Annotated in this window: 20 protein-coding genes; 7 read left to right on the top strand and 13 right to left on the bottom strand. The window is 36.3% G+C overall.

Annotated features, from left to right (window positions below; translation table 11 throughout):
- Window positions 1–5: 5 nt before the first annotated feature.
- Together rfbB and rfbA are read left to right on the top strand one after the other, a co-directional pair.
- Entirely contained in the window at window positions 6–1,061 is a 1,056-nt protein-coding gene (gene rfbB / locus QM491_RS23880) for a dTDP-glucose 4,6-dehydratase (protein WP_283330068.1), read from the top strand.
- Window positions 1,062–1,076: 15 nt separating this feature from the next.
- On the top strand, window positions 1,077–1,937 hold the full coding sequence (gene rfbA / locus QM491_RS23875) for a glucose-1-phosphate thymidylyltransferase RfbA (RefSeq protein ID WP_283330067.1): 861 nt from the start codon (window positions 1,077–1,079) through the stop codon (window positions 1,935–1,937).
- Between the two features lie 76 nt (window positions 1,938–2,013).
- On the opposite strand, the gene chrA is transcribed toward rfbA, so the two are convergent.
- From chrA to QM491_RS23850, 5 genes are all read right to left on the bottom strand, one after another.
- Window positions 2,014–3,186, bottom strand: a complete 1,173-nt coding sequence (gene chrA / locus QM491_RS23870) for a chromate efflux transporter (RefSeq protein WP_166550153.1) — start codon at window positions 3,184–3,186, stop codon at window positions 2,014–2,016.
- A 169-nt stretch (window positions 3,187–3,355) separates the two neighbouring features.
- On the bottom strand, window positions 3,356–4,333 hold the full coding sequence (locus QM491_RS23865; protein WP_283330066.1) for an isopenicillin N synthase family dioxygenase: 978 nt from the start codon (window positions 4,331–4,333) through the stop codon (window positions 3,356–3,358).
- A gap of 92 nt (window positions 4,334–4,425) precedes the next feature.
- Window positions 4,426–5,175, bottom strand: coding sequence for a superoxide dismutase (locus tag QM491_RS23860; protein ID WP_283330065.1), 750 nt, complete (start codon window positions 5,173–5,175; stop codon window positions 4,426–4,428).
- Window positions 5,176–5,237: 62 nt separating this feature from the next.
- Window positions 5,238–5,855: a recombination mediator RecR gene (recR, locus tag QM491_RS23855; RefSeq protein ID WP_283330064.1), complete on the bottom strand. Its 618-nt coding sequence runs from the start codon at window positions 5,853–5,855 to the stop codon at window positions 5,238–5,240.
- Window positions 5,856–5,891: 36 nt separating this feature from the next.
- On the bottom strand, window positions 5,892–6,173 hold the full coding sequence (locus QM491_RS23850; RefSeq protein ID WP_166550149.1) for an ATP-dependent Clp protease adaptor ClpS: 282 nt from the start codon (window positions 6,171–6,173) through the stop codon (window positions 5,892–5,894).
- Window positions 6,174–6,371: 198 nt separating this feature from the next.
- Here QM491_RS23850 and QM491_RS23845 point away from each other — a divergent pair, with 198 nt between their 5' ends.
- Window positions 6,372–7,817, top strand: coding sequence for a sodium:solute symporter (locus QM491_RS23845; RefSeq protein WP_283330063.1), 1,446 nt, complete (start codon window positions 6,372–6,374; stop codon window positions 7,815–7,817).
- Window positions 7,818–7,881: 64 nt separating this feature from the next.
- Here the strand turns inward: QM491_RS23845 and lolA1 are convergent, their stop codons facing one another.
- Window positions 7,882–8,514 carry an outer membrane lipoprotein periplasmic chaperone LolA1 gene (gene lolA1 / locus QM491_RS23840; protein WP_166550147.1) on the bottom strand — a complete coding sequence of 211 codons (633 nt, stop codon included), beginning with the start codon at window positions 8,512–8,514 and terminating at the stop codon, window positions 7,882–7,884.
- 278 nt (window positions 8,515–8,792) lie between these two features.
- Here lolA1 and QM491_RS23835 point away from each other — a divergent pair, with 278 nt between their 5' ends.
- From QM491_RS23835 to QM491_RS23820, 4 genes are all read left to right on the top strand, one after another.
- On the top strand, window positions 8,793–11,237 hold the full coding sequence (locus QM491_RS23835; protein ID WP_283330061.1) for a putative glycosyltransferase family protein: 2,445 nt from the start codon (window positions 8,793–8,795) through the stop codon (window positions 11,235–11,237).
- A 262-nt stretch (window positions 11,238–11,499) separates the two neighbouring features.
- Window positions 11,500–12,216 carry a 3-keto-disaccharide hydrolase gene (locus tag QM491_RS23830; protein WP_283330060.1) on the top strand — a complete coding sequence of 239 codons (717 nt, stop codon included), beginning with the start codon at window positions 11,500–11,502 and terminating at the stop codon, window positions 12,214–12,216.
- A 335-nt stretch (window positions 12,217–12,551) separates the two neighbouring features.
- Window positions 12,552–13,427, top strand: a complete 876-nt coding sequence (locus QM491_RS23825) for a YicC/YloC family endoribonuclease (RefSeq protein ID WP_283330058.1) — start codon at window positions 12,552–12,554, stop codon at window positions 13,425–13,427.
- Window positions 13,428–13,581: 154 nt separating this feature from the next.
- The gene (locus QM491_RS23820; RefSeq protein WP_283330057.1) at window positions 13,582–14,154 is read left to right on the top strand and encodes a DNA-3-methyladenine glycosylase; all 573 of its coding nucleotides are present in this window, start codon (window positions 13,582–13,584) and stop codon (window positions 14,152–14,154) included.
- A 174-nt stretch (window positions 14,155–14,328) separates the two neighbouring features.
- On the opposite strand, the gene QM491_RS23815 is transcribed toward QM491_RS23820, so the two are convergent.
- The 7 genes from QM491_RS23815 to QM491_RS23785 form a co-directional block, all read right to left on the bottom strand.
- Entirely contained in the window at window positions 14,329–15,216 is an 888-nt protein-coding gene (locus QM491_RS23815) for an EamA family transporter (protein WP_283330056.1), read from the bottom strand.
- A 432-nt stretch (window positions 15,217–15,648) separates the two neighbouring features.
- Window positions 15,649–16,698 (bottom strand): ferrochelatase, encoded by a 1,050-nt coding sequence (gene hemH / locus QM491_RS23810; protein ID WP_283330055.1) that lies wholly within the window; start codon window positions 16,696–16,698, stop codon window positions 15,649–15,651.
- A gap of 166 nt (window positions 16,699–16,864) precedes the next feature.
- A complete protein-coding gene (locus QM491_RS23805) occupies window positions 16,865–18,019 on the bottom strand; it encodes a DUF4249 domain-containing protein (RefSeq protein WP_283330054.1) in 1,155 nt (384 codons plus the stop codon).
- 20 nt (window positions 18,020–18,039) lie between these two features.
- On the bottom strand, window positions 18,040–20,472 hold the full coding sequence (locus QM491_RS23800; RefSeq protein ID WP_283330053.1) for a TonB-dependent receptor: 2,433 nt from the start codon (window positions 20,470–20,472) through the stop codon (window positions 18,040–18,042).
- A gap of 479 nt (window positions 20,473–20,951) precedes the next feature.
- Window positions 20,952–21,638 carry an HAD family hydrolase gene (locus QM491_RS23795; RefSeq protein ID WP_283330052.1) on the bottom strand — a complete coding sequence of 229 codons (687 nt, stop codon included), beginning with the start codon at window positions 21,636–21,638 and terminating at the stop codon, window positions 20,952–20,954.
- A 57-nt stretch (window positions 21,639–21,695) separates the two neighbouring features.
- Window positions 21,696–23,297 (bottom strand): serine hydrolase, encoded by a 1,602-nt coding sequence (locus tag QM491_RS23790; RefSeq protein WP_283330051.1) that lies wholly within the window; start codon window positions 23,295–23,297, stop codon window positions 21,696–21,698.
- A 145-nt stretch (window positions 23,298–23,442) separates the two neighbouring features.
- Window positions 23,443–24,918, bottom strand: a complete 1,476-nt coding sequence (locus QM491_RS23785) for a serine hydrolase (protein WP_283330050.1) — start codon at window positions 24,916–24,918, stop codon at window positions 23,443–23,445.
- Window positions 24,919–24,921: the final 3 nt, after the last annotated feature.

The following is a 24,921-nucleotide window of genomic DNA, read 5'->3' as shown; positions in this document are numbered from 1 at the left end:
ATACAATGAAAAAAATTCTCATTACAGGTGGTGCTGGTTTTATCGGCTCTCATGTGGTAAGGTTGTTTGTAACCAAGTACCCAGAATACCAAATCTTCAATCTTGATAAATTGACTTACGCAGGTAATTTGGCAAACTTGACAGATATCGAAAATCAACCAAACTATACTTTCGTAAAAGGTGATTTGGTAGATGCTCCATTTGTTGATGCTCTTTTTGCTGAACATAACTTTGATGGTGTAGTTCACCTAGCTGCCGAGTCTCACGTTGACCGTTCAATTACTGACCCAATGGCTTTTGTTTTGACAAACGTAGTCGGTACTGTAAATCTATTGAACGCTGCCAAAAATACTTGGAAAGGCAATTATGACGGCAAAAGATTTTACCATGTTTCAACAGATGAAGTTTATGGTGAGTTACATAACCCTGAAGATTTCTTTACTGAAACTACAGCTTATGACCCACGTTCGCCATATTCTGCTTCAAAAGCATCGTCAGACCATTTTGTGAGAGCATACGGAAATACGTACAAAATGCCTGTAGTGATTACCAACTGCTCAAACAACTACGGACCTAATCACTTCCCTGAGAAGTTGATTCCATTGATGATTCATAACATCCTCAACAACAAACCACTACCAGTATATGGTAAAGGTGAAAATGTTCGTGACTGGTTGTTTGTAATTGACCACGCTCGTGCAATTGATACAGTATATCATAAAGGCATCCTTGGTGAGACTTACAATATTGGTGGTTTTAACGAATGGAAAAACATTGACTTAGTAAAACTTCTTTGCTCGGTTATGGACAAAAAATTGGGACGTGCAGAAGGTACTTCAGAACAACTCATCACCTATGTAACCGACCGTGCTGGTCATGATTTACGTTATGCAATTGATGCAAACAAAATCATGAAAGAGCTAGGTTGGGAACCATCACTTCAGTTTGAAGAAGGTTTGGAAAAAACCGTAGATTGGTTCTTAGCAAATACAGAATGGCTAGATAACGTAACTTCTGGGAATTACCAAAAGTATTACGAAACTATGTACGAGAATCGTTAATAAACCGATATTGATATGAAAGGTATTATTTTAGCTGGAGGCTCAGGCACCCGACTTCATCCTTTGACTTTGGCGGTCAGTAAGCAGTTAATGCCTGTTTACGACAAGCCAATGATTTATTACCCACTTTCTATTTTGATGTTAGCGGGTATTAAAGAAATTTTGATTATCTCAACACCACATGATTTACCTAATTTTGAAAAATTATTAGGTGATGGCTCACAAATCGGCTGTCAATTTAGCTATGCTGTACAACCAGAACCAAACGGTCTTGCACAAGCATTTGTGATTGGTGAAGAGTTTATTGGAAATGATAAAGTTGCCCTTGTTTTGGGTGACAACATTTTCTATGGCTCAGGTTTGAGTAAGTTATTGCAAGCCAATAACGACCCTGATGGAGGTGTTGTATATGCCTACCAAGTACATGATCCCGAACGTTATGGCGTAGTAGAGTTTGATGGAGACTTTAATGTTCTTTCTATCGAAGAAAAACCAACAGAACCAAAATCAAATTATGCTGTTCCGGGCTTGTATTTCTATGACAATGAGGTAGTTGAGATTGCTAAAAACATAGCGCCGTCTCCTCGTGGAGAATATGAAATTACCGACGTGAACAAAGTTTACTTGGAAAGAGGTAAATTGAAAGTTGGTGTTTTGAATAGAGGAACAGCTTGGTTAGATACAGGAACTTTTGCTTCGTTGATGCAAGCTGGTCAATTTGTTCAAGTAATTGAAGAGCGTCAAGGACTTAAAATTGGCTGTATCGAAGAAGTAGCCTACAGAATGGGCTTTATCGACGCAGAACAATTACGTACTGTAGCTACGCCATTAGTAAAAAGTGGTTACGGAAAATACTTATTAAACTTATTGAAGTAAGGTAGTTCTGATATTCAAGTATCAAAAAAAGCGGTCGAAAAATATTTTCGACCGCTTTTTTTGAGTTTAAGAGAGACTAAAGATAAACTATCAAACCAATAGCCAGTCCGCCAAGGAAAATATAGAAGCTTGGGATTTTTGTAAATCTAATAATCAAAAGTGTTACTAGAATTGTACCTATGCCAAGCCAATCTTTCTGCACTAAGATAGGTTCTAAGAAAGAAACCGCTGCACCTAGCGTAAGTCCTACAGAAGCGGAATTAATGCCATCTAAAGAGGCTCGAATGGCTCTAAATTGTTTTAGTTGCCCCCAAATTCTATACACAAAGAATATCAAAAAAGTACCTGGAAGAAAAATCCCTGCTGCACCTACTGCACTACCAAGTAATTGCTGTCCTATTCCATGTCCTTTCATGGCAAGTGTTCCTAGATAAGAAGTAAACGCAAATACGGGGCCAGGCAATGCCTGTGAAAGCGCCATACCCGTAAGAAAATCATCGCTACGAATTACTTCTTTAAACTCTACAAATTCAGTAAAAAGCATTGGAGCAAGCACTTGTCCTCCGCCAAACACAAGGCTTCCATTTCGATAGAAGTTTTCGAATAATAAAAGAGGCATTGAATCAGTAAAGTGCCCAAGCAAGGCTAAAAACACCAAAAATCCCCAAAACAGATTGAAATTCGCCCAAGGGATAATCATGCGATGCTTATTCTGGCGAGGATGATCTTTATAGTTAAAAGAAGTAATGGTACCACTCACAATGAGTGCAATAGGACAAACCCATGGAGACTGGAAATAAAAAGCAAAAGCCGCTACAAGAATCATTAGTACATAATTGGAGGTATTTTTTAGTACCAATTTTCCTAACAAAATTCCTGAATGAATGATAAATGCAATACCGATAGGTTGGATAAATCGAACAATTTCTCGATTTTCGAGATACGTCATTCCGAAGGCAGCCATCGTCATAATAGTAACTGCTGGAGCAATCCACAAAAATAAAGTCAAATAGGCTAAATTTGGGCCTCCTAGCTTGTATCCAACTGCAATAAGCGTTTGTGTAGAGCTTGGTCCTGGCAAAAAAGAGCACAATGCTTGAATCTCTAATAGCTCCTCCTCGGTTAGGTACTTTTTTTTATGTACCAGTCGATTAATGAACATAGCGAGATGTACCTGTGGCCCACCAAAAGTAGTAAAGGCTAAGACTAAAACGTCTTTTAAGAAATCATAATGTTTAGAAAGTTTCATCAGATGCAAGTAAGAATGCCCCAAAAGCACATTCTTTCCAACGGCGTTTAATAATGTAAAGCGTTTGAGAAAAAGAACCTCCTCATTCTCAAACGCTTCGCTAAATTCTTAAATTTGTTTTGATTAAACAAATCAAAGACAAATCTAAGTAGGCATAAAATACTAAATTTTATTTTTTTAATCCTAATTCTATCAGACGTTCATTCAAAAATTCACCTGCTGTCATATCAACGTATAATTTAGGATTCTCAGCATTTACGCAAGACTCTAAACATGTCAGGTTCATTTCAGAACGTGGGTGCATAAAGAACGGTATAGAAAAACGAGAGGTACCTAGTTTTTCCTTTGGAGGGTTTACAACACGGTGAATCGTTGATTTAAGTTTATGATTCGTCAAACGGTCTAGCATATCCCCTACATTTACAATAACGTATTCTGGCAACGAGGTAATTGGAATCCAAACACCATCACGACGTAACACTTCGAGTCCTTCAGCCGAAGCTCCCATCAATAGCGTAATCAAATTAATATCACCATGAGCAGCAGCACGAACAGCCCCCTCAGGCATATCGTCTGGATTTAGGATAGGAAAATAATGAATCGCTCTTAGAATAGAATTACCATGTTTTACCTTATCTTCAAAATAATCTTCTGGCAATTCTAAATAAATTGCAATCGCACGAAGCAAGTTTTTACCTGCTACTTGAAGCGTGTTATAAGCCTCCACTGTGTATTGCTCAAATTCTGGTTGTTCTGAAGGAAATACATTATCAGGATATTCAGCCCAAATTGGGTCGCCATCGTCAATCTTTGGCTGACCAACATGATAAAATTCTTTGAGATCAGCTACTTTAAAACCTTTTGCAGTTTCTTTACCTTTCGCTACATACCCTCTCTGTCCAGCAATACCCGGAACTACATATTTAAACTTTAATTCGTCGTCCGAATAAAAGAACTTTTGAACAACCTCATAAAGTTTAGCTGTGAGTTCGCCAGTCAAACCATGGTTTTTAATAGCCACAAAACCAATATTATTAAATGCCGAGCCTAAATCTTGAACAAATTTGGCTCTACGCTCTACATCTCCTGAAAGGAAGTCTGCAAGGTCGAGCGATGGAATAGTGTCGAGAAGTGTTTCTGAATTCATAACTTACATAAGTTTTATGATGAAAAATCCCCATCTTTGATAAAACAAAAATGGGGATACAAAGGTCTCACTAAGTTGGAATTTAACAAAACCTATTTCAAAGCATTTTCAAAATTTTTAGAGACTTCGTCCCAATTTACTACATTCCAGAATGCAGTTACGTAGTCAGCACGCTTATTTTGATACTTCAAATAGTACGCATGCTCCCAAACATCAAGTCCCAAGATAGGCTGTCCTTTTTTCTCAGCAACATCCATTAAAGGATTGTCTTGGTTTGGTGTTGACGAAATGACCAACTTTTTATCTTGAACAATCAACCAAGCCCAACCCGAACCAAAACGAGTGGTAGCAGCTTTGCCAAATTCTTCTTTAAATTTATCAAAAGAACCAAATGTTGTTTCAATCGCCTTGGCTAAATCACCTTTTGGTGCGCCTCCGCCCTTTGGAGAAAGTACATTCCAGAAAAATGTGTGATTCCAGTGACCTCCACCATTGTTACGAATAGCGACAGGTTGTTTGCCAGCATCTTTAATAAGTTCTAACAAAGTCAACTTCTCTGCTGGAGTACCTGCAACAGCTTTATTCAAATTATCAACATAAGCTTTATGATGACGACCATGGTGAATCTCCATTGTAAGCTTATCGATATTTGGTTCTAAGCTCTCTGGAGCATAAGGAAGTGCCGCTAATGAGTACGGAGCTGTTTCGAGAGAAACTTGCTCAAGCGTCAAAGAAGGTAAAAACTGGTTATAGTTAGATCTTCTACCAAAACCCCATGATTTTATTCCTGACAAAGCAAAAGCAGAAGCCAATGCTGATTTTAAAAAGCTCTTACGGTTCATAAGTATATATAAGTTTAAGTATTCTTGTACTCAGTAAAACGGGCAATGTGCCATAAACATTGTTATTCATAAACAATCCGACTTACGATACTACGACCAAGCGTAATCTCGTCGGCATACTCTAAATCTCCTCCAATAGGAATACCTCTTGCAATGGTTGTTATTTTGACACCAAGAGGCTTAATTCGTTTAGTCAAATAAAAAGCTGTTGTGTCTCCTTCCATCGTAGGACTGAGCCCGAGGATAATTTCTGTAATAGGATTATCTGTATTTTTAGAATTCGTTATTCTATTAATCAAAGATTCTATTTTCAAATCTGCGGGTCCTACACCTTCAAGTGGAGAGATTATCCCTCCCAATACATGATATAAGCCTCTGTATTGAGATGTATTTTCGATGGCTAATACGTCACGGGCATCTTCGACTACACAAACTAGTGAAGCTTCACGTTTTTTACTAGCACAAATCCCACATATTTCGGTATCCGAAATATTGTGACATTGTTCGCAATAACGAATCTGTGTACGCATAGCAACTATAGCCTCCGCGAGTTTTAAGGTATGCTTTTCATCTCGCTTGAGCAAATGCAAAGCCATACGCAGAGCGGATTTTTTACCTATGCCCGGCAACTTAGCTATTTCGTCTATAGCCTGTTCAATTAATTTGGATGGATAATTCAACGTGGTAAGCAATTAATAAGGACAAGTAAAAGAATATTACATGACCTCAGCAGAAAGACCTCTGCGACAAATATCATTGCGCATTGGAGCTAATTCATCAAAAGAACCTTTTTTAACAGAACATTTACCTTTGAAGTGAATCAAGATGGTACATTGTTCTGCTTGTTCTGGGGTGTGTCCACAAACGTCAATCAACGTTTCGATAACATAATCAAACGTGTTGACATCATCATTGAAGACTACTAAGTCGTATTGGTCGGTATCTTTGACATCCTCCAGTACATCTACTTCTTCTTCAAATTGTTCAAATGGGCGCATCTGTGAAATATTTATTATTTTTAACTTATTGGATTATAACACATTAATTACGAGCAGAGAAATATATTCTAAGCTCTATTAGCAAATTTAACAAAAAATATCAATTTTGCCTTTCATTTTTGGTACAAAGGAGGTATTATTTTCTTATTATCAAACACCCAATTAAAGCATTTACTTATCAACTCAACCTTAAAAATTATGAGCACAGGTTTAGCCTTTGGCATATTGGCAGTTTATTTCTTACTTCTAATAGTTGTTGCACACTTTACGTCAAAAGGAGCAGATACTAATACCTTTTTTACGGCAAATAAACAATCTCCTTGGTGGTTAGTCGCCTTTGGTATGATTGGAACATCGATTTCGGGTGTAACGTTCATTTCAGTACCTGGAGATGTCGGAAAAGTTTCACTTTCTTATTACCAAATCATCTTAGGAAACCTTGTTGGTTACTTTGTCATCGCAACGGTATTGCTCCCTCTCTATTATAAGTTAAATCTTATTTCTATTTACACTTATTTAGAAAAACGATTTGGCTTTTGGTCTTATAAAACAGGTTCAGCTTTTTTCCTTCTTGCCCGTACTTTAGGCTCGGCAGCCCGTTTGTTCTTAGCAGTACAAGTTTTACAATTAGCCATTTTTGACAATTGGCACGTTCCATTTGCGGTATCAGCCTTAGTTACAATTGCCTTGATATGGGTATATACCTACAAAGGTGGTGTTAAAACGATTATTGTGACAGATACCTTACAAACGTTCTTTCTTTTGACAGCCTTGGCTTTAACGATTATTTTAATCAACGATAAACTTGGTTTAAATTTTTCAGAAATGGTCTCGACGATTCAAGAAAGCAAGTATTCAAAAATGTTTTTCTTCGATGATTTCTCTTACAAACATCACTTTGTCAAAGACTTTATCTCTGGTGCCTTTATTGCCATCGTAATGACAGGGCTCGACCAAGACCTAATGCAAAAGAATCTTACTTGCAAAAACATTGGCGAGGCACAAAAGAATATGTTCTGGTTTTGCTGTACGTTTGCCGTAGTAACGTTAATGTTTATCGCTCTTGGTGCTCTGTTATATATCTATGCAGATAAAATTGGCTTCGCTATTCCAGCTAAAACAGATCAGTTATATCCAATGTTGGCATTAGGAGGACATTTTGGGACCGTTGCAGCTATAACATTTTTACTTGGAATTACAGCCGCTACCTATGCAAGTTCCGACTCGGCGCTTACTGCCTTAACAACGGCCTTTTGTATCGACTTTATGCACATCGAAAAATATGAAGAATCAAAACGTACCAAAATCAAGCATTATGTACATATTGGATTTTCGGCATTGTTCTTTGTAGTAATCATGATTTTTTATGCTTTTAGTGAGCAATCTATCGTTTCGGCAGTATTCAATATAGCAGGATATACTTACGGACCATTGTTGGGGCTATTCTCATTTGGCTTGTTTACGAAAACTCCTGTAAAAGACAAGTTTGTTCCCTATCTATGTGTTGCCTCTCCGATTCTGACGTACATTATTGATAGTAACTCACAAGCATGGTTAAATGGCTATCAATTCGGATTTGAGAAGTTATTAGTAAACGGAGCTATTACTTTTATTGGATTATGGTTATTAAGAAAGCCTGAATAAGATTCTCTATCTTCCATAAAAAAGGCTAACTCAATTATGAGTTAGCCTTTTTTATGTCTATTATCTAGCGAAGGTCGTTAATCTCTACACCTGGATATTTAGATTTATCGAATGAAAAGAATTTGTCATCAACATTTGTATTAGGATTAAACTTAATCACACTAAATGTTTGACGCTTCCCGCTCTTATCAATAATTGTCCAGCCTCCAACAGATTTATCAGCCTTATTTACTTTGATTTTTACTTTCGAAACTTGACCGCCTTTTTTCTCAGGAGAAAGCTCCACCACTTCATAAGTGTTTGCACCTTCTTTAGACTCTCCTACAAAAGTATATTTATAACCTTTTTTATCGAAAGAATAAACTTTTGCTGGATTCAAGTCATTTTCGCTTGGTTCGTATTCGGAGATATTTACTTCGTTGGTCTCCTTAATATAAGTTGCAACATCTTTGCCGTTGTTGAATAATTCCTGACCAGCCAGTTTCAAGCGATACTTTTGACCTTTAACAGTAATGTCACCTTTTAGCGCTTGCTTACTTCCGTCGGCACCATAAGTAAATGTAGCACTAAACGACTTCATCGACTTATATTTTTTTTGCATAGCATCAATGATTGCGCCAGCCTTTGAGTCTTGTGCATGAGCACCAGATAAGTTTACAGCTACCGCAAACGTGATAATCGAAATCAACTTTTTCATTATATCTAGTTATGAGTATTATTATACGTATTGACAAAGTTAAGGATAAAAGGTTTGAATTTTTGAGGAAAGAAATCAAAAAACGATAAAAATCGACTGATTTTCTTATAAAAATCCAATAATCATTGTCCCTATAACGTAATTAGTCCAAGAAACTGATATAAAAACTCTCGAAAGTGTCAACAAGTTCATTTATGAATGAAGGATTCCTTTTATCTTTGTTTCATAGCAGATAAGATATGTATTCATTAAACCAAGAAAATCTTACTTCACAAAACATGCAATTTTCATTCAAAAAATTCCTTCCGCACATTGTAGCGATTGTATTTTTTGCGGTATTGGCAGGGATTTACGCATCACCAGCCCTTAAAGGCAAAGTCATTCAGCAACATGATATTCAGATGGCTCAAGCAGCCGCTCACGAGTCAGTCGAATTTAGAAAAAGTACTGGTGAAACTACTTGGTGGACCAACTCTATGTTTGGAGGTATGCCTACTTATATGATTTCGGCACAATATCCCAATAGTATTACGACTAGAATTGGTCAGTATGCCAATAATGCACTACCTAGCCCTATCAATATGATTTTCTTGGAAATGCTTGGTATGTATATTTTCTTGATAATTCTAGGTCTCAACAATTGGCTATCTGTTTTGGGAGCTATTGGATATGCCTTAGGAACTTTTAATATGGTTATTATCCCCGCAGGACATAACTCTAAGGTATTGGCGTTGGCATTTGCTCCTTTGGTATTAGCTGGTACTGTTCTGGTCATGCGTGGTAAGTATTGGATTGGTGCAGCACTGACGGCCTTATTTATGGGATTAGAACTATACGCCAACCACGTCCAGATTACCTATTACCTTTTCTTATCTTGGGGAATATTGATTGTGGCAGAAGCTATTGAAAAAATAAAAGCTGGACAGATAAAACAACTGGCTATTTCATTAGCAATTCTAGCTGGTTCGTTGGGTATTGGTGCTGCTAACCACGCTATGCGTTTATGGAGTAACCTAGAGTATTCTAAAGAAACAATCAGAGGTAAATCAGAATTGAAATCAAATACGCAGTCAAATGGAGGCTTGGATAAAGACTACGCTTTTGACTGGAGCTATGGTATTGGCGAAACTGGGACTTTGCTTATTCCAAATTTTAGAGGAGGGGCTTCAGGTGGTTCGCTTGGTGGCAACAAATCAGAAACATACAAGGTACTTATTGATAACGGACAACCAGAAGACGTAGCTCTTGGATTTTCAGAAAGAAGTGTAGCGTACTGGGGCGATCAAAGTTTTGTTGGTGGACCTGCATACGCTGGTGCAGTAATCTGCTTCTTGTTCTTGCTTGGATGCTTTGTAGTAAGAGGTTCATTAAAATATTGGCTAATCGGCACTACAGTTTTATATATTGTATTGTCATGGGGCAAAAACTTCTTCTTTAATGATTTGATGTTTGACTATTTCCCTATGTTCAATAAGTTTAGAGCGGTGACAATGATTCTTTGTCTTGTGCAACTTTCGTTAGTTACCATGGCTGTATTAGCGATCAAACGTATTGTAGAAGAAAAATTAACATTTGAACAAATCAAACAAGATTTACTTATCAGTTTTGGTTTAACAGCAGGTTTCTCTTTAATCTTAGGTTTGCTTCCTGATTTATTTTTCAGTTTCCGTTCTCCGAACGACGCCACCTTCCAGTTATCAGGCAATCAGTCTTTCGACACCCAAATACTAAATGCGATTGTTAAAGACAGAGCTTCGTTATTGCGTGCTGATGCTTTCCGTACATTTATCTACATTACGATTACAGCTGTGGCAATTTGGGCTTTTGCCAAAGGTAAAATCAAAGAATCGGTATTATATCCAGTGTTGATTTTATTGGTAACACTTGACTTGTTTACAGTAGATAAACGCTATTTCAACAATGATTCATTTATCGACAAAGCAGCGGTAGAAGAAAATACAGCACCGTCGCCGATAGATGCAGAAATTATGAAAGATAAAGGCATTTACAAAGTAATTGACCTTTCAACAAATTTCGTAGGCGATGCCAAAATGTCATATTATCATCAGTCATTAGGCGGTTATCATGGAGCTAAATTGCGTAGATACCAAGAATTAGTGGAGCATCACCTTTCTAAAAATCCATTGAATCTTCAGGTATTAAATATGCTTAATGCCAAGTATGTAATAGTACCGGGCGCTCAAGGCAATCCAACAGTACAACTAAATCCTGAAGCTTGTGGCAACGCTTGGTTTGTACAAGAAATCAAATTAGTACCTACAGCAGATGAAGAAATCAATGCGTTGACAAACTTTAATCCTAAAAAGACAGCTGTTGTTGACGAAAGATTCAAGCCAGAGTTAGGCAGCTTATCAGTTATCAAAGCGGATTCTATCAATAACAAAATTACGCTTACAAACTATAAGCCCAATCATTTGACTTACAGCTCAAACGCTAGCTCAGAACAATTAGCAGTTTTCTCAGAAATCTTCTATCGTGGTAATCAAGATTGGAAAGCTTATATCGACGGACAATACAAACCACATTTACGTGCAGACTACGTATTGAGAGCCTTAGTTGTTCCAGCAGGCAAACACACTATTGAGTTCAAGTTTGAACCAGAAGTGGTAGCCAAAGGCTCAAAAATAGACTTTATCGCTTCCTTCTTGTTAGTAGGTCTCCTAGGATTGGCTATTTTCTTCGAAGTAAAAAAGAAAAAATAATTCGGTTATAGGTAAAAACTTATCTTACACGAATCCTCAATACTTTTGGGATTGCAACATGATGTTTCAATCCCATTTTTTATATAAAATAAAATGAATATATTCTTCCATATTTCCAAAAATCAGAAATTTCAAATCCGTAATAGAATGAAAGTTTCCCTCCTTATCAGGGCATAATATTCGGAATAGAGTATTACATTTGTTTTTGTATTTGATTGTACAATTTCCCCAATCAGCCCATTTTCTAAATTCCCTTTATTACATGAAAAAAACTAGTTTAATTACTTGCTTAATGCTTTCAGCATCGGTTTTTAGCCTACAAGCTAAAGAAACTCCAAATACTCTCTCTAAAAAAGAAATCAAATCAGGATGGCGTTTATTGTTTGACGGTAAGTCTACCACAGGTTGGCATACTTGGAAAAGCAAAGAAGTAAAAGCCAACTGGGTTGTGTCGGATGGTGCTTTGAAATATGATACTTCAAAAGGCAAAGAAGGTTCAGGCGACTTAGTAAGCAACGAAGAGTTTGAAAACTTTGAATTGAGTATTGAGTGGAAGATTTCACAAAATGGCAACAGCGGTATTTATATCAATAGCCAAGAAGATGCAAAATATGCTTATGGTTGGTTTACAGGTCCTGAAATCCAAGTAATCGACAACGATGGTCACCCAGATGGTAAAATCAAAAAACACCGTGCAAGCGACCTTTATGATTTGATTCAATCATCATCAGAACCAGCTAAGCCCGTAGGTGAATGGAATACCGTTAAAATCATCAGTAACAAAGGAAGCCTTCAGGTATTCATGAATGGTGTAAAGGTAGTTGAAACTCGTATGGATGACCAAAACTGGAAAGATTTAATTGCAAATAGTAAATTCAAAAATATGCCCGATTTTGGTAAGTTTTTGAAAGGACATATCGTATTACAAGATCATGGTAATGATGTTTGGTACCGTAGTATCAAAATCAAATCACTTTAGTATTTCAGCTTACAATTGAGTGAATGCTGATTGAGTGATTTAGTGATTCTTTTAGCAGTAAAGAGGTAAAGCTTTGTATCTGAAGCGGTCGAAAAGTATTTTCGACCGCTTTTTTTCAAGTAGTTTTATAACAGCTATAATTGAGGAATAAACGTATTTTCAATATTTCCGAAATCAGCAATCCCAAATCTACCATTGTTTGAAAACTTTAGCACAATACTAACTCACCATTCTCCACTCCGAACTCATCCTTAATTATAAATACCTCCTCTATTTTATTTGGACAAATCAATTTTTACCTGCAAATTGCAGGGAACGTAAAATATTGAATAACTATGTTGAAATCAATGACAGGCTTCGGGAAGGCAGTTGTAGAAGCAAATCATCTCACTGTAACAGCCGAAGTCAAAAGCCTGAACTCTAAATTCACTGATATATATTGCCGTATTCCGAAAACCTTTTCTTCAAGAGAAATCGAGATTCGTAATATTCTCACACAGCAATTAGAAAGAGGTAAAATAGAATTCAATTTACAGGTACAATATACTGATACAACCGCAGGAACTTCTGTCAACAGAGCATTAGTTCAAGCGTATGTAAAAGATTTGACTGAAACTGCTGCAATTTTTGGCAATATCGAAACGACCGAGTTATTAAAAATTGCTTTGACCATGCCCAATGCTTTTAATACCGACGCTGTTTCGGAAGAACAAAGTGAAGCTGAATGGAAAGTCATTGTACAGGCTGTAAATAAAGCATTGGAAGAATGTAACAAATTTAGATTAAGAGAAGGCGCTATCGTGCAAGCCAAATTTATCGAATATGCACAAAGTATCGGTAATCTCTTAACTGAAGTTGCAGAATTAGACAAAACTCGTATTCCTGGGGTAAGAGAACGCCTCCGCAAATCGGTGAGTGATTTGTTACAGGATGAGAATTTCGACAAAAATCGCTTCGAACAAGAATTGGTGTATTATGTTGAGAAATACGATATTTCGGAAGAGAAAGTACGTCTACGCACACACCTTGACTATTTCCAAACTATCGTGAAAGAAGGTAATGGGAAAAAGCTGAATTTCTTATCACAAGAGATTGGTCGAGAAATCAACACAATCGGTTCAAAAGCCAATGATGTTGGTATCCAGCGTTTGGTCGTAAATATGAAAGACGAATTGGAAAAAATTAAGGAACAGACATCTAATGTTCTTTAATTAAATCATAAGATAAGAAGGCGCTTGAGGATATCGAGCGCCTTCTTCTGTTTATAACCATTAACTAGACCTAAGAGCAGGCTTCAAAATGAGCGAAGACATTTCTTTTGTAAACTTATCTTTATTTTATCTTTGTTGATAAAAATAATAAAAGATGAATTTAGATGAATTGCTTGCATTAAACACCCTTCGCCTTTCAAAAGCGCTATTAGGTTGGACATTAAGACTCGATTCCGATGAAGGACGCTACGAAGGAATAATCGTTGAAACAGAGGCATATCTACAAGGTGACCCTGCGTGTCATGCTTACAAAACAAAAACTAACAGAAATGCCGCTATGTTTGGTAAACCTGGTACTATTTACGTTTACCAAATCTATGGAATGCACTATTGTTTTAATATTTCGGGAAATGACGAAGAAATCGGTGAGGCTGTATTAATTCGTGCTTTAGAACCAACAGAAGGAATTGAATTAATGAAAATGAGACGCCAAACAGATTCTATTAAGAATCTTTGCTCTGGTCCAGCCAAGTTAGTTCAGGCATTTGGTATTAGAATGGATATGAACTTTTGGAATGTCAAAACAAATGCTCTTAGTCTAATTCCTCCACATCATAGTATTGATGAAAATGACATTTTTACGACTACTCGTATCGGAATAACACAAGGTGCAGATTTACCTTATAGATTTTATATAAAAGGAAATAAATTTATCAGTAAGAAATAAATAATTGAGTGATTTGAGATTGAGTGAATGAGTGATTTTTTAAAAAATCCTACATAATTAATCGGTATAGACGCAATGCATTGCGTCTATACCGATTAATTATGTAGGATCCAAAAAGAGGCGGTCGAAAATTGATTTTCGACCGCCTCTTTAAAATTCAGAATAACTCTTTTTTCAGAAAAATCCTTGATGATTAATTAGAAAGATAGCAACTAGTGCTAGTAACAAACCAAGATAATTAAGCTTGGTGAGTTTTTCTTTGAAGAAAACAATTCCAACCAAAGACGAAACCATAATAACGCTAATATTGTATAAAGGCAATACATAAGCCCCGTTGTTGTCGTAATCACTAAGTGCCTTTAGCAAAAAGTAAAAAGACAAAAAATTAGGGATACCTAAGGGGAATGCCGCTAATATACTTTTGAAGTTGATATTTTCATTCAATTGGATTTTACGATATAGCAATACCAAAGCACCAAACGCCATTGAGCCAATCAAAATTGTAAGGGTATATGGAATGCGCTGTTCATCGGTCTTGATAAATTCTGCCGACAGAAAGTTAAATGCTGTATTCGTTATGCCATACATCACAAATACAGCCAGAGGTAATAACCAATTACGGCTACTATCTGTATCTTTTGCCTCCTCTTTTTTGAAAGTACTCAAACCTACAGCGCCAATTGCCAATGCCAGACCTGCATAATTGAGCGCATCAAAACTGCCAGATTTTGTAATAAACAACAAACTAAATATAACAGGGATAACCAAAGAGATATTGTTTGCCAAAGAAGTGGCTGTCATACCCATTTTTTGGGTTGAGATACCAGATAGAATAAACGTTACCACAAACCCTATTCCTAACAATAAAGCATATTGTGAACCTGTATTGAGAATATTAAATTCGAAATGCTGTTGAGCTGGCATCATCAATAACCCTGTAAGAAAACAAACAGGATAATTTAAAATAATTGCCTGAAAAGTATTTACTTTAAAATTGGGATGAAGCCTAAAATTTACCAGTAACAGTACTGAAAAAAGTACGCTAAGTATGAGAGATAGCATGGTTAGTTTGTTAAATTGATTATATGTTTAAGATATGCGTCTTGAGCTTTTTTAAGTCCTTGTCCATGAGTAGGAGGATTCAAAATAGCTACTATAAAAGTCTTTATATCTTTTTTAGTTTTAAGTATAGTATCATTTTTCATCACATTTTAGGATTGTTTCCTTTTAAAGAATACAGAAATATAAACTCTCAATATTTTCTCAAGAGAGGCTCCTCGATTTTAATCATTTATTTATGACTTAAATTGATAATTTTTATAGGCAATCATATAAGTGTATTTAGGACTATTTTTTACGAAATACTCAACCTGAAAACAAATTTACAGGAATTCCTGAACACATTTAAAAAGGTGTAAAAAATTACCCGTCTTGTCTACATCAATATGAGTAAGACAAGACGGGTAAAGTAATGTAACCAAATATAGATTAAGCCTAAGAATTTTTGGAAACTAAATCTTTCAACAAATCTACCCAAATTGGAGAATTGTTTAAGCTTTCTACAAGTTGCCAATGTTCTCCCCCTAATTCTTCAAAAACTTCTTTGTATTCTTCTCCTACTTCAATAGTTGTTTCGAGGCAGTCAGCAACAAAAGCAGGTGAAAATGCAAGCACGCTTTTCTTGCCTTCTTTAGCTAGTCTCTTAATGGTATCTTCGGTATAGGGTTGTATCCACGGGTCTCTACCTAAACGAGACTGGAAGGTTGTAAGGTAAGTGCCTTCTTTTAAACCCAATTCTTTTGCCATCAAACGAGTTGTTTCATGACATTGTGCACGGTAACAATATTGATTAAACGAGTGAATTGTATCGCAACATGAGCCAAAATTACAAGTCTTACCTGTACAATCGCCTTTGCGAATCTGACGCTCAGGCACGCCATGATAACTAAAAATAAAGTAATCATATTCATGCGAATCCATGTATTTGCGAGCGGCAGTAGTAAAATGCTCGATAAACTTTGGATGGTCGTAGTAAGTATTAACAAACTTGATTTCAGGGATAATTTGCCACTGAGAAACTATCTTCATCACTTTTTCATATACTGAACCTGTCGTAGCAGAGGCATATTGAGGAAAAAATGGAATCACAATGATTTTTTGATAGCCCGAATTTTTAAATTGTTCTAACACAACATCCAAACTTGGACTTTGGTAACGCATAGCTAATTTTACCTCAAACTCATCTCCTAGCTCTTTTTGTAACATACTCTCGACATCTTCCCCATAAAACTTCAAGGGTGACCCTCTTTCTTCCCAAAGTTCTTGATATATCTTTGCTGACTTTGGCGAACGAAATGGCGCAATAATCAAATTGACCAACATCCAACGAAAAGCCACAGGGATATCAATAACCCTTCCATCCATCAAGAATTCACGAAGGTATTTTCGTACATCTGGCGTATTGGGCGAATCGGGAGTTCCAAGATTTACGATAAGAACACCAGTTTTCATATTTTTTTGAGAAGTGGTCACAGAAGTTTGCATGTTTTGATTTTTTACTATTTCCATCTGAGTTAATTTGCCTACACAGGCCTCCTATTAGTTTGGGATAACAAACCTACGATACAAAGTTCGAAAAGGTTTCTTAATTTTTAACTCAACTCTTATGCTTTTGTTTAAGAATTTAAAAAGATAGACAAAGATACAACACTTAATCAGTCCAACCTTCTGGTTTGAATGGCGTTCGATACAGCCCTTCTAAACAAGGTACTCTATCCTGACAATTGGGTGCCCCAGGCGGACAGGTATATACCTCTCCTACCGTATAATTCATTAAGGGTCTTTCTTCAGCAGGTACACCCGTTTGGCGGTCAATATAAAAAACTCGTTTTTTTACAGAATACACATCAAAAATACCCAGCAGTTTCTCTGATGCATCGGTTTTAGATTTTATATTTAAACTAAAGCGAGTTTCAGCAGGAACATCAAATAAGGTTCCTGTATTTTGGGTTTGATTGCTTAGGCTTTGGTAATAATCGTAGGCATCTTTGGTAATAGCGCGCTGTTCGAGCCTTAAGTAATAATTTGAATAATTATCAAAAGGTACTCTAGCTACTTTTTTACCTGTCAATCGTTGTCCATTCATAAGAGCATCAGACATAATATTGAGATCATTACTGAAGGTCATGTTCCAACATGGGGCGTTACACACATAATTCCAAACTTCGTCGGTCGGAATACGAGGAGGCTCACAATTACTTGTTGAAAAGTTATACTTGGCTCCACTATAACAGGTTATACAATATTCTGCTCTTTCATAATGTTTCCAAAACCATTGGTAATAGTCTCCTGATGCTGGGTCATCCTGAAAGTCGGCATAGACATTAAATCCTGCTCTCCGAGGATCAGCCTTACCGTAGACATCATTGATTTCAAATCTTGTAATTAAATTTTCAATCTCAGGCGAGTTACGCATTTTTTCGGGTGATGATTCATACTCTTTACCATTCGACAAGCGAAAATGCAAGGTATAAGTTTCGCCAATAACTCCCTTAAATGTATCTGGCGTAGAATATACTCCCTTTGAAGAAGTTACACCTGACTCTAAATAGTTGATAGTTGAACCTGAAGCAGTAGTTAACCATACCTTAGCCCCAGTAATTGGCGTAAAACCGCTTGTTCCGTCGATTCGATCAGCCGACCAATACAGTTTTACTCTTTGTGCTTCGGCGAGGTCTGACAAAGAAGCCTCTACTGTGATAAATTTCAGATATGCAGCTTGTTCAAAATCACTTACAGGATTGATACAAGCTATCAAATTAAATACGACAAAAATGATTATATAAAAATATGAATAACGCTTCATGACAATTGCAGGGATAAATTTTATAAGAACTTGAAATTATAGGTCAACGAAACAAATGGTGCACCAAACACACTTAGCTCATAGGGACGTACACCATAGGCAACAGGCTTGAAGAATACCGAATAAGCATTTTGTCTTGCATAGATGTTATACACCGTAAACGTCCAACTGCCTTCCCAACGTTTCTCCTTGAGGGAAGGGTTTGTAATAGTCCATGAAAAGTCCAAACGGTGATAATCAGAAATACGAGAGTTGTTACGAGCAATATACACAGGATACTTTTGGTTATCGATTTGAAACAACCCAACTGGCGATGAAACAGGGCGACCCGTTTGATAAGCAAACGTAAATGAGAAGCTATGGTGTTTTGATGGTTGAATATTAACCAACATATTAAAATTATGAGGCTTGTCATAATTAGAGGGAAACCAATCGCCATTGCTAATCTGTTGCACACTTGGAAAATCACCTAGCATTTGTTGCAAGCTTCTTGCATAAGTGTAGCTCAACCAGCCATTTACTTCTCCTTTTCTTTTGGTAAGCATTAATTCTAAGCCATACGCTTTTCCTTGACCAGAGATTAATTGCGTTTCAAGGTTTTTATTAAGCTGTAAATTGGCTCCTGAAACATAATCCAAGATATGATGTGCATTTCGGTAATATCCTTCAGCAGACAATTCCCAAATCTCATCTTTGAATGAATGAAAACCACCAATTGTATAAAAATCGCTATACTGAGGCTTTACGTATTCGTCAGCCAATTTCCAACGAGCTGTAGGCAAAGGAGTCGTATTATTGGAGATAAGTTGGAAAAACTGTTGCATTCTGTTATATCCCAACTTCAACGTGTTCTTTTCGTCAATAGAATATTTCATCGTCAATCTCGGCTCAAAACCGCCATAAGTTTTCATAACCTCTCCACTGCCGTATGTTCTAGTACTAACTATGGTATTCAAGGACTTGGGCTCTGTAGTCAAATAAGTATTTACTGTCCCTGCACCTAATGCCAGATAATGTGCATAACGCAAGCCTGCTTGTACAGTCAATTTGTTATTAAATTTGTATTCATCATCAACAAATATCCCAAACTCCATTCCTTGTTCTTTAGGAATTTCTACTGCTGCAATACGCGATTTCACATCCTTATTCAAACTTCCTGGTTGAATATCGTAACGAATACCACTGATACCGAAGTTAATCTTCTGTTTTTCATCGGGCAAGTAATCCCATTGAGCCTTCAGGTTATTATAAAAAACCTGATTGCGCAAATCAATATTATTTACCGAGTCAGGAGCATACGTTCGAGTTTTGTACAAACTGGTAACGCCCACAATCTCCATACTTAATTTTGGACCAAAATAGTGACTCCAATGAATCGAGGCATTTTGGTGTCCATAATCAAATTGTGTTTTAGAAGCTATCACATTTTCAAGACTAAACAAGGAGTCAACTTGATAGTAATCTTTACTCAAATAGGCCGAAAGTGTAATAGTATTATTCTTGTTGGGTCGATAAAATACCTTTGAGGCAAAATCATAAAAATTTGCCTTTGTTCCTTTCATATTATCGGGTGCTAACCACTTGAATAAAAAATCGTTGAAAGAAACCCTACCTGCCACCAAGACAGAGAGTTTTTCTTTAACAATAGGAATTTCAGCCATAGCTCGGTTGGACACCAAACCTACACCACCCGACAATTTAAACTTCTCAGTGCTTGGTTCAGTTACTTTTATATCTAATACCGCTGCACTACGTCCACCAAATCTGGCAGGGATACCTCCTTTGTACAGTTCCAATTCACGAATTGCATCCGATGCAAATACTGAAAACAAACCAAATAAGTGAGTAGGATTAAAAATGGGCATATCGTCGATGTAAATCAAATTCTGATCTACATTGCCTCCTCGAATATTGACACCATTTGATCCCTCTCCCACAGATGAAACCCCAGGAAGCGTTTGAATAGAGCGAATAATATCAATTTCGCCCATCATGGCAGGAAGTTTTTTGATACCCTTGATATTGAGCAAAGTCACACCCAAAGATGGAGTTTGAACATCTTTTCGAATGGCTTGACTCGACACAATTACTTCTTCTAAAGTTTTACTGATTTCATCAAGTTGGATTGAAAGTTGAACATTTTTGGTGAGAACAACCCGTGTTCGAAATGGTTTGTAGCCTACAGCACTTACTTTGACTACATATTCGCCGTTGGGCAAATACAATTTGAACACCCCTAAAGAATCACTAATAAACCCAGATTTTTTAAAGTCAAGTGAGATACTTGCATTGGCGATAGGTTCTCCAGTACGTGAATCGGTTACGTTTCCACCGATTTCGAGGAGATTGGTCAAAATCTTATTTTGGGCATAACAGGAGTTTGAACTTCCTATTGCGACTAATAGCAACAGGATTTTCAGCAATAATGCTGTTTTACGTAGTTGTTGAATCATGTAAATAAGTGTTTGAGGAAAGACAATCGTCTTATTGTTGGTAAAAACGGCAAGATAAGTAATTTTCCTCATTTGCTGCCCTGATTCTATACCAACGGTAACTGTACTACGATAAGGCAGGTGATTTTATCTACTAGCAGAATAATATTGGAGAGGGACTTGATAAATTGTGAATGATGAATTCAACATACCTGAAATTCATCATTGCTACTATTTGGATAGATAATATTTACAAAAGTTTTCAGAAAAAAAAGCTCTTGGCGCTGTAGGTGCGAAAGAAAACAAACGATGTTTTGTTCCTTCCCACCTACAGCGCCAAGAGAAAATTTCATCAAGATTTATATCAGAACATTTATTCAGAAAACTACACCAAATATTGAACAAACAAATGAGTATCAATATTTAGTACTCTTGTTACTTCGGCATTATTGTAAAATATTGATAATTAAAAAACTACATTCACAATTCAGTATTAATACTTATAAAATAGCCAGTACTTCATTGGCATGGGTAAACTGATAAAAGTTTTCGTGTTCGACTTTATGCTCGACAGTTTCATGTGCCCAAGTGGTGTGATAAGGCACATGAACGCCTATTCCACCCAATGTTAATACTGGCAGAACATCAGACTTTAGGGAATTTCCTATCATCATAAACTCTTCAGGTGCTATGTCCAAATGACGAATCAGTTTTTGATAATCAGATTCCTGTTTATCTGACATGATTTCGATATGGTGAAAATATTTTTCCAAACCTGATTTCTTTAGTTTTCGTTCTTGGTCAAGCAAATCGCCCTTGGTGGCTACAACCAAGCGGTATTTCCCTTGAAGTTGTTGTAATACTTCTTCTACCCCATCAAGAAGCTCGATAGGTTTTTCAAGCATTTCTTTTCCCAATTCCAAAATCTTTTGAATAGCCTCGATAGACAAGGTTTTACCCGAAATTTGCAAAGCAGCTTCTATCATACTCAAAATATAGCCTTTTACTCCGTAACCATAAAGCGATAGATTGGCGATTTCGATTTTAAGTAACTCCCTAGAAATGGTGTGTTGAGGATGATAATCTTCCATCATTTCACAAAATTTCTTTTCCACTTCTTGAAAATAGGGTTCATTCACCCACAATGTATCGTCAGCATCAAAAGCAATAACTTTTAGTTTGTTCATTTCTTAGAAAATAAAATGGATGATTTTTTCTAACAAATATACAAGAGAGGTTCTACTTTATAATTTTTTCATAGAAAACCGTGGCTTTGAAGCGATAGTCATATCCAACACTATATCATATTTGCCTGTTTCTTTTATTTTGATGTTATATCCATCATAACATAGGTTTTTGTCATCATTATTGAGAGCCAAGCTATTATTCCAATCGTTGTTTAATCGAAACCTTAATTCTCCAGCATTTAAAGGATAGTTTTTGAGATAATAAAGATGGGGATTACCCTTTTTAGTTTGCATCACTATATCTTTTCCATCCCAACCGCTCGTTGTAGCCGTTCCAATAATTCCCCAAGGAAAAGTATCTGATATTTTTTCTGCGGTTTTAACGCCTCTTAAATTAGTAACTGTAATAGCTTTTATTTTACCAAATTGGTCAGTTTTAAAGTTAAAAGTAAAACTATCAACCAATTGGTACAAAGTTTTTGTCACTGGAATTAGCGGAACTCGTGGAAGTATGCTTCCATTAAATACCACCATTCCATCTACAATTCTTACGTAAAAAGTCCCTTCTTTTGAAGAGTATATCCCTTCTATTTGGTGCAAATCACTATGAGTTACATTTTTACCTACCTCGATTTTCTTTTTCGACTTCCTATATATGATTCCTGTAATTTCTTCTGCAATTTTGTCAATAGGCACCATCTCTGAATTGGCTAATAGGATGATGGCAACTTCTTGCTCACAGTCTCTGATAAATCTACATCTATAACCAGGACCAAGACCACCGTGACCAACCAATATTTTATCCGAATTTTGAATACTATACACTTCTTGTCCAAGTCCATAATGCTCTTCTAAATAAGGATTACACATATATTTGACCAAATTAGTGTCAATGATTTTACCCGTATAAAATGCCTCACTAAATTTGTACAAATCCTCTACGGTCGAATACATGGCTCCTGCGGCATAAGGATGATCAGACTTAAAACGTAATGCTTCATTGGAGTTTTCGCCGACTATAAATTCATAACCTAGCGCTTTATTTTCATCTTTCAAATCGTTGAAATGAAAACCACTATGTGTCATTTGAAAAGGCTTCAGAATCATCTCGGCAATAACTTCCTCATACGGCTGTCCAGTTACCTTTTGAATTATATAACCTAGCAGATAAAAATTCGTATTACAATAACTCCATTTGGTATCAACCGAAAAGTCTAGTGGCTTAGTCAAAAGTTGTTTTAACAGCTCTTCTTCATTGTTTGCCTCTTCAGTTTCGGGAATTCCTGAAGTGTGAGACAACATATTTCTAATCGTAATACTATCTCCTTTGGTATAACTCGGAAAATACGTTGAAAGCTTATCTTCCAACGAGAGCTTACCTTGTTCTTGTAGTTTTAGAATGACAATGGTGGTAAATACTTTTGTTGTTGAGTAAATTCTATATTTGCTATTATTGGTATTCTTTTCTTGTTTGACTGCATTGCGATAGCCATAGCTTTTTTCGAAAATGACTTTCCCTTTTTCAGCCACTAATACCGAGCCACTAAACTGGTTGATTTTTTCGTAAGAACTCAATAAATCGTCTATCACAGCATTTTTTTGAGCCAAAACAGCACTTTGACTTATCACAAAAAGTAACGCAACTAATATCTGTTTCATAAGATGATTGGTTTAAAAAGATTTAGGTTTGAGCAATAGTCTATCCTACCGCCGAAATACATTTCGGCTTGATTCAATAAAAAAGGTGATTTGATTTTACAGAGATATTTACTTTTTTGTCAGCGCTTGAGGATATGTATTTCCATTAGTCTATTTTAAAGGTCAAGTTGTTATCTGCTGTTTTGTCTGTATTCAAAGCATTTTGGGGAGTCAGTAACCAATTATTTTGGTTAATCACAAACTTAAAAGCATAAGTTTTACCTTTTTCAAATTGTGATTTGGGCAACTCAAGTTCAAAAACATTTTTGCCTTTTGAGTGCATTTGATAAGCTTTATTGTTAGGATTCCAATCGTTGAATGAACCTGCAACCGATATGCTTTTTATTAATTTTGGGTTTAGCTTCTTGTTATATTGATAACTAAAAACCACTTTATCATGAGTTAATTTATAACCATAATTGATTCTTTCGGTCGATTTAGTTTCCAAATCTTCTGCTATTTCTACTACAGTTTCGTATAAATTCCCAAAGGTATTTTCGCCTGTAATATTTACGATGATACATATACCCATGTTTAATTCGGGGTAAACCATAAAAAGTGTGTTTGTACCAAAAGCACCACCGTGCTTATAACAATACTTCCCATTTTCGGACACTCCAATTTCGTCCCAAAAATAGCCATTCCAAGATTGATCGCTATCGGAAAGGTTCCGCTGTGATTCATGAACTATTTTGTTTTTTGTATCTAACTCAAAGGATAAAAACTTGATTAAATCGTCCATTGTCGAGTTTCTGTATCCACCTGCGGCCCATAAATTGGTGTAGCTATTGGGCATCAACAAATGGTTACTGCTATATCCATTGGCAATGTTACGATCAACTTTCAAATTACGCTTGGTAGCGTTCATGTTTGTTGCAGAAAAAAAGTATTCGTTCAAAAGTGTTTCAAAGTTTTTATTATACACCTTTTCTAAAATAAGCGCTGACAATTCGAGGCTTGTATTGCTGTATTTAGGCTTTTTGCCAGGGATAGTATCTAACTGTATCGTTTTCAGGTCTTCCAAAAATTGCCTCTTACTATAACTTTCATCCATTTTCTTAATACGAAAACAAGTGCTATCATCACTAATCTTTCTTATCTGACTATTATCTGGGATTTCTCTATCAAAAGCAGTTTTAAAAGAAACCAAATCTATGATTTTTACAGGAATACCTTGAAACGCTAAATTTGGATATGATCCATCAAGATATTTCCTGATGTCATCGTCAAGGTTGACTTTCTTTTCTAAAACAGCTTTTGCCATTAAATACCCTGTCATCACTTTTGTCACTGAGGCAACATCAAAGCTGGTTTTGTTATCAGCTTTATTGCCTTCCCCTTTATCCAGTTCTCCGTAATGTTTGGTATAAACTTTTCCATCTTTTATAAGTCCAATAGACACCGAATAAGCTTTTGACTTTCTGAGCAAATTATTGGCATTATTGTCTAAAATCGTGTAAGTCCCTTTATTTAAACCATTTTGTTGTTGGGCAAACAGCGTAGTGCTTAAAAATGTAAATAAAAAAAGAAAGGGTGAACAATATAGCCTCGACAACTGAAGCATCATGATTACTGGTTTCATAAA

The organism is Flectobacillus longus (genome assembly GCF_030056705.1).
GTDB lineage: Bacteria > Bacteroidota > Bacteroidia > Cytophagales > Spirosomataceae > Flectobacillus > Flectobacillus longus.
This window is presented reverse-complemented; position numbering and strand designations above follow the sequence as displayed.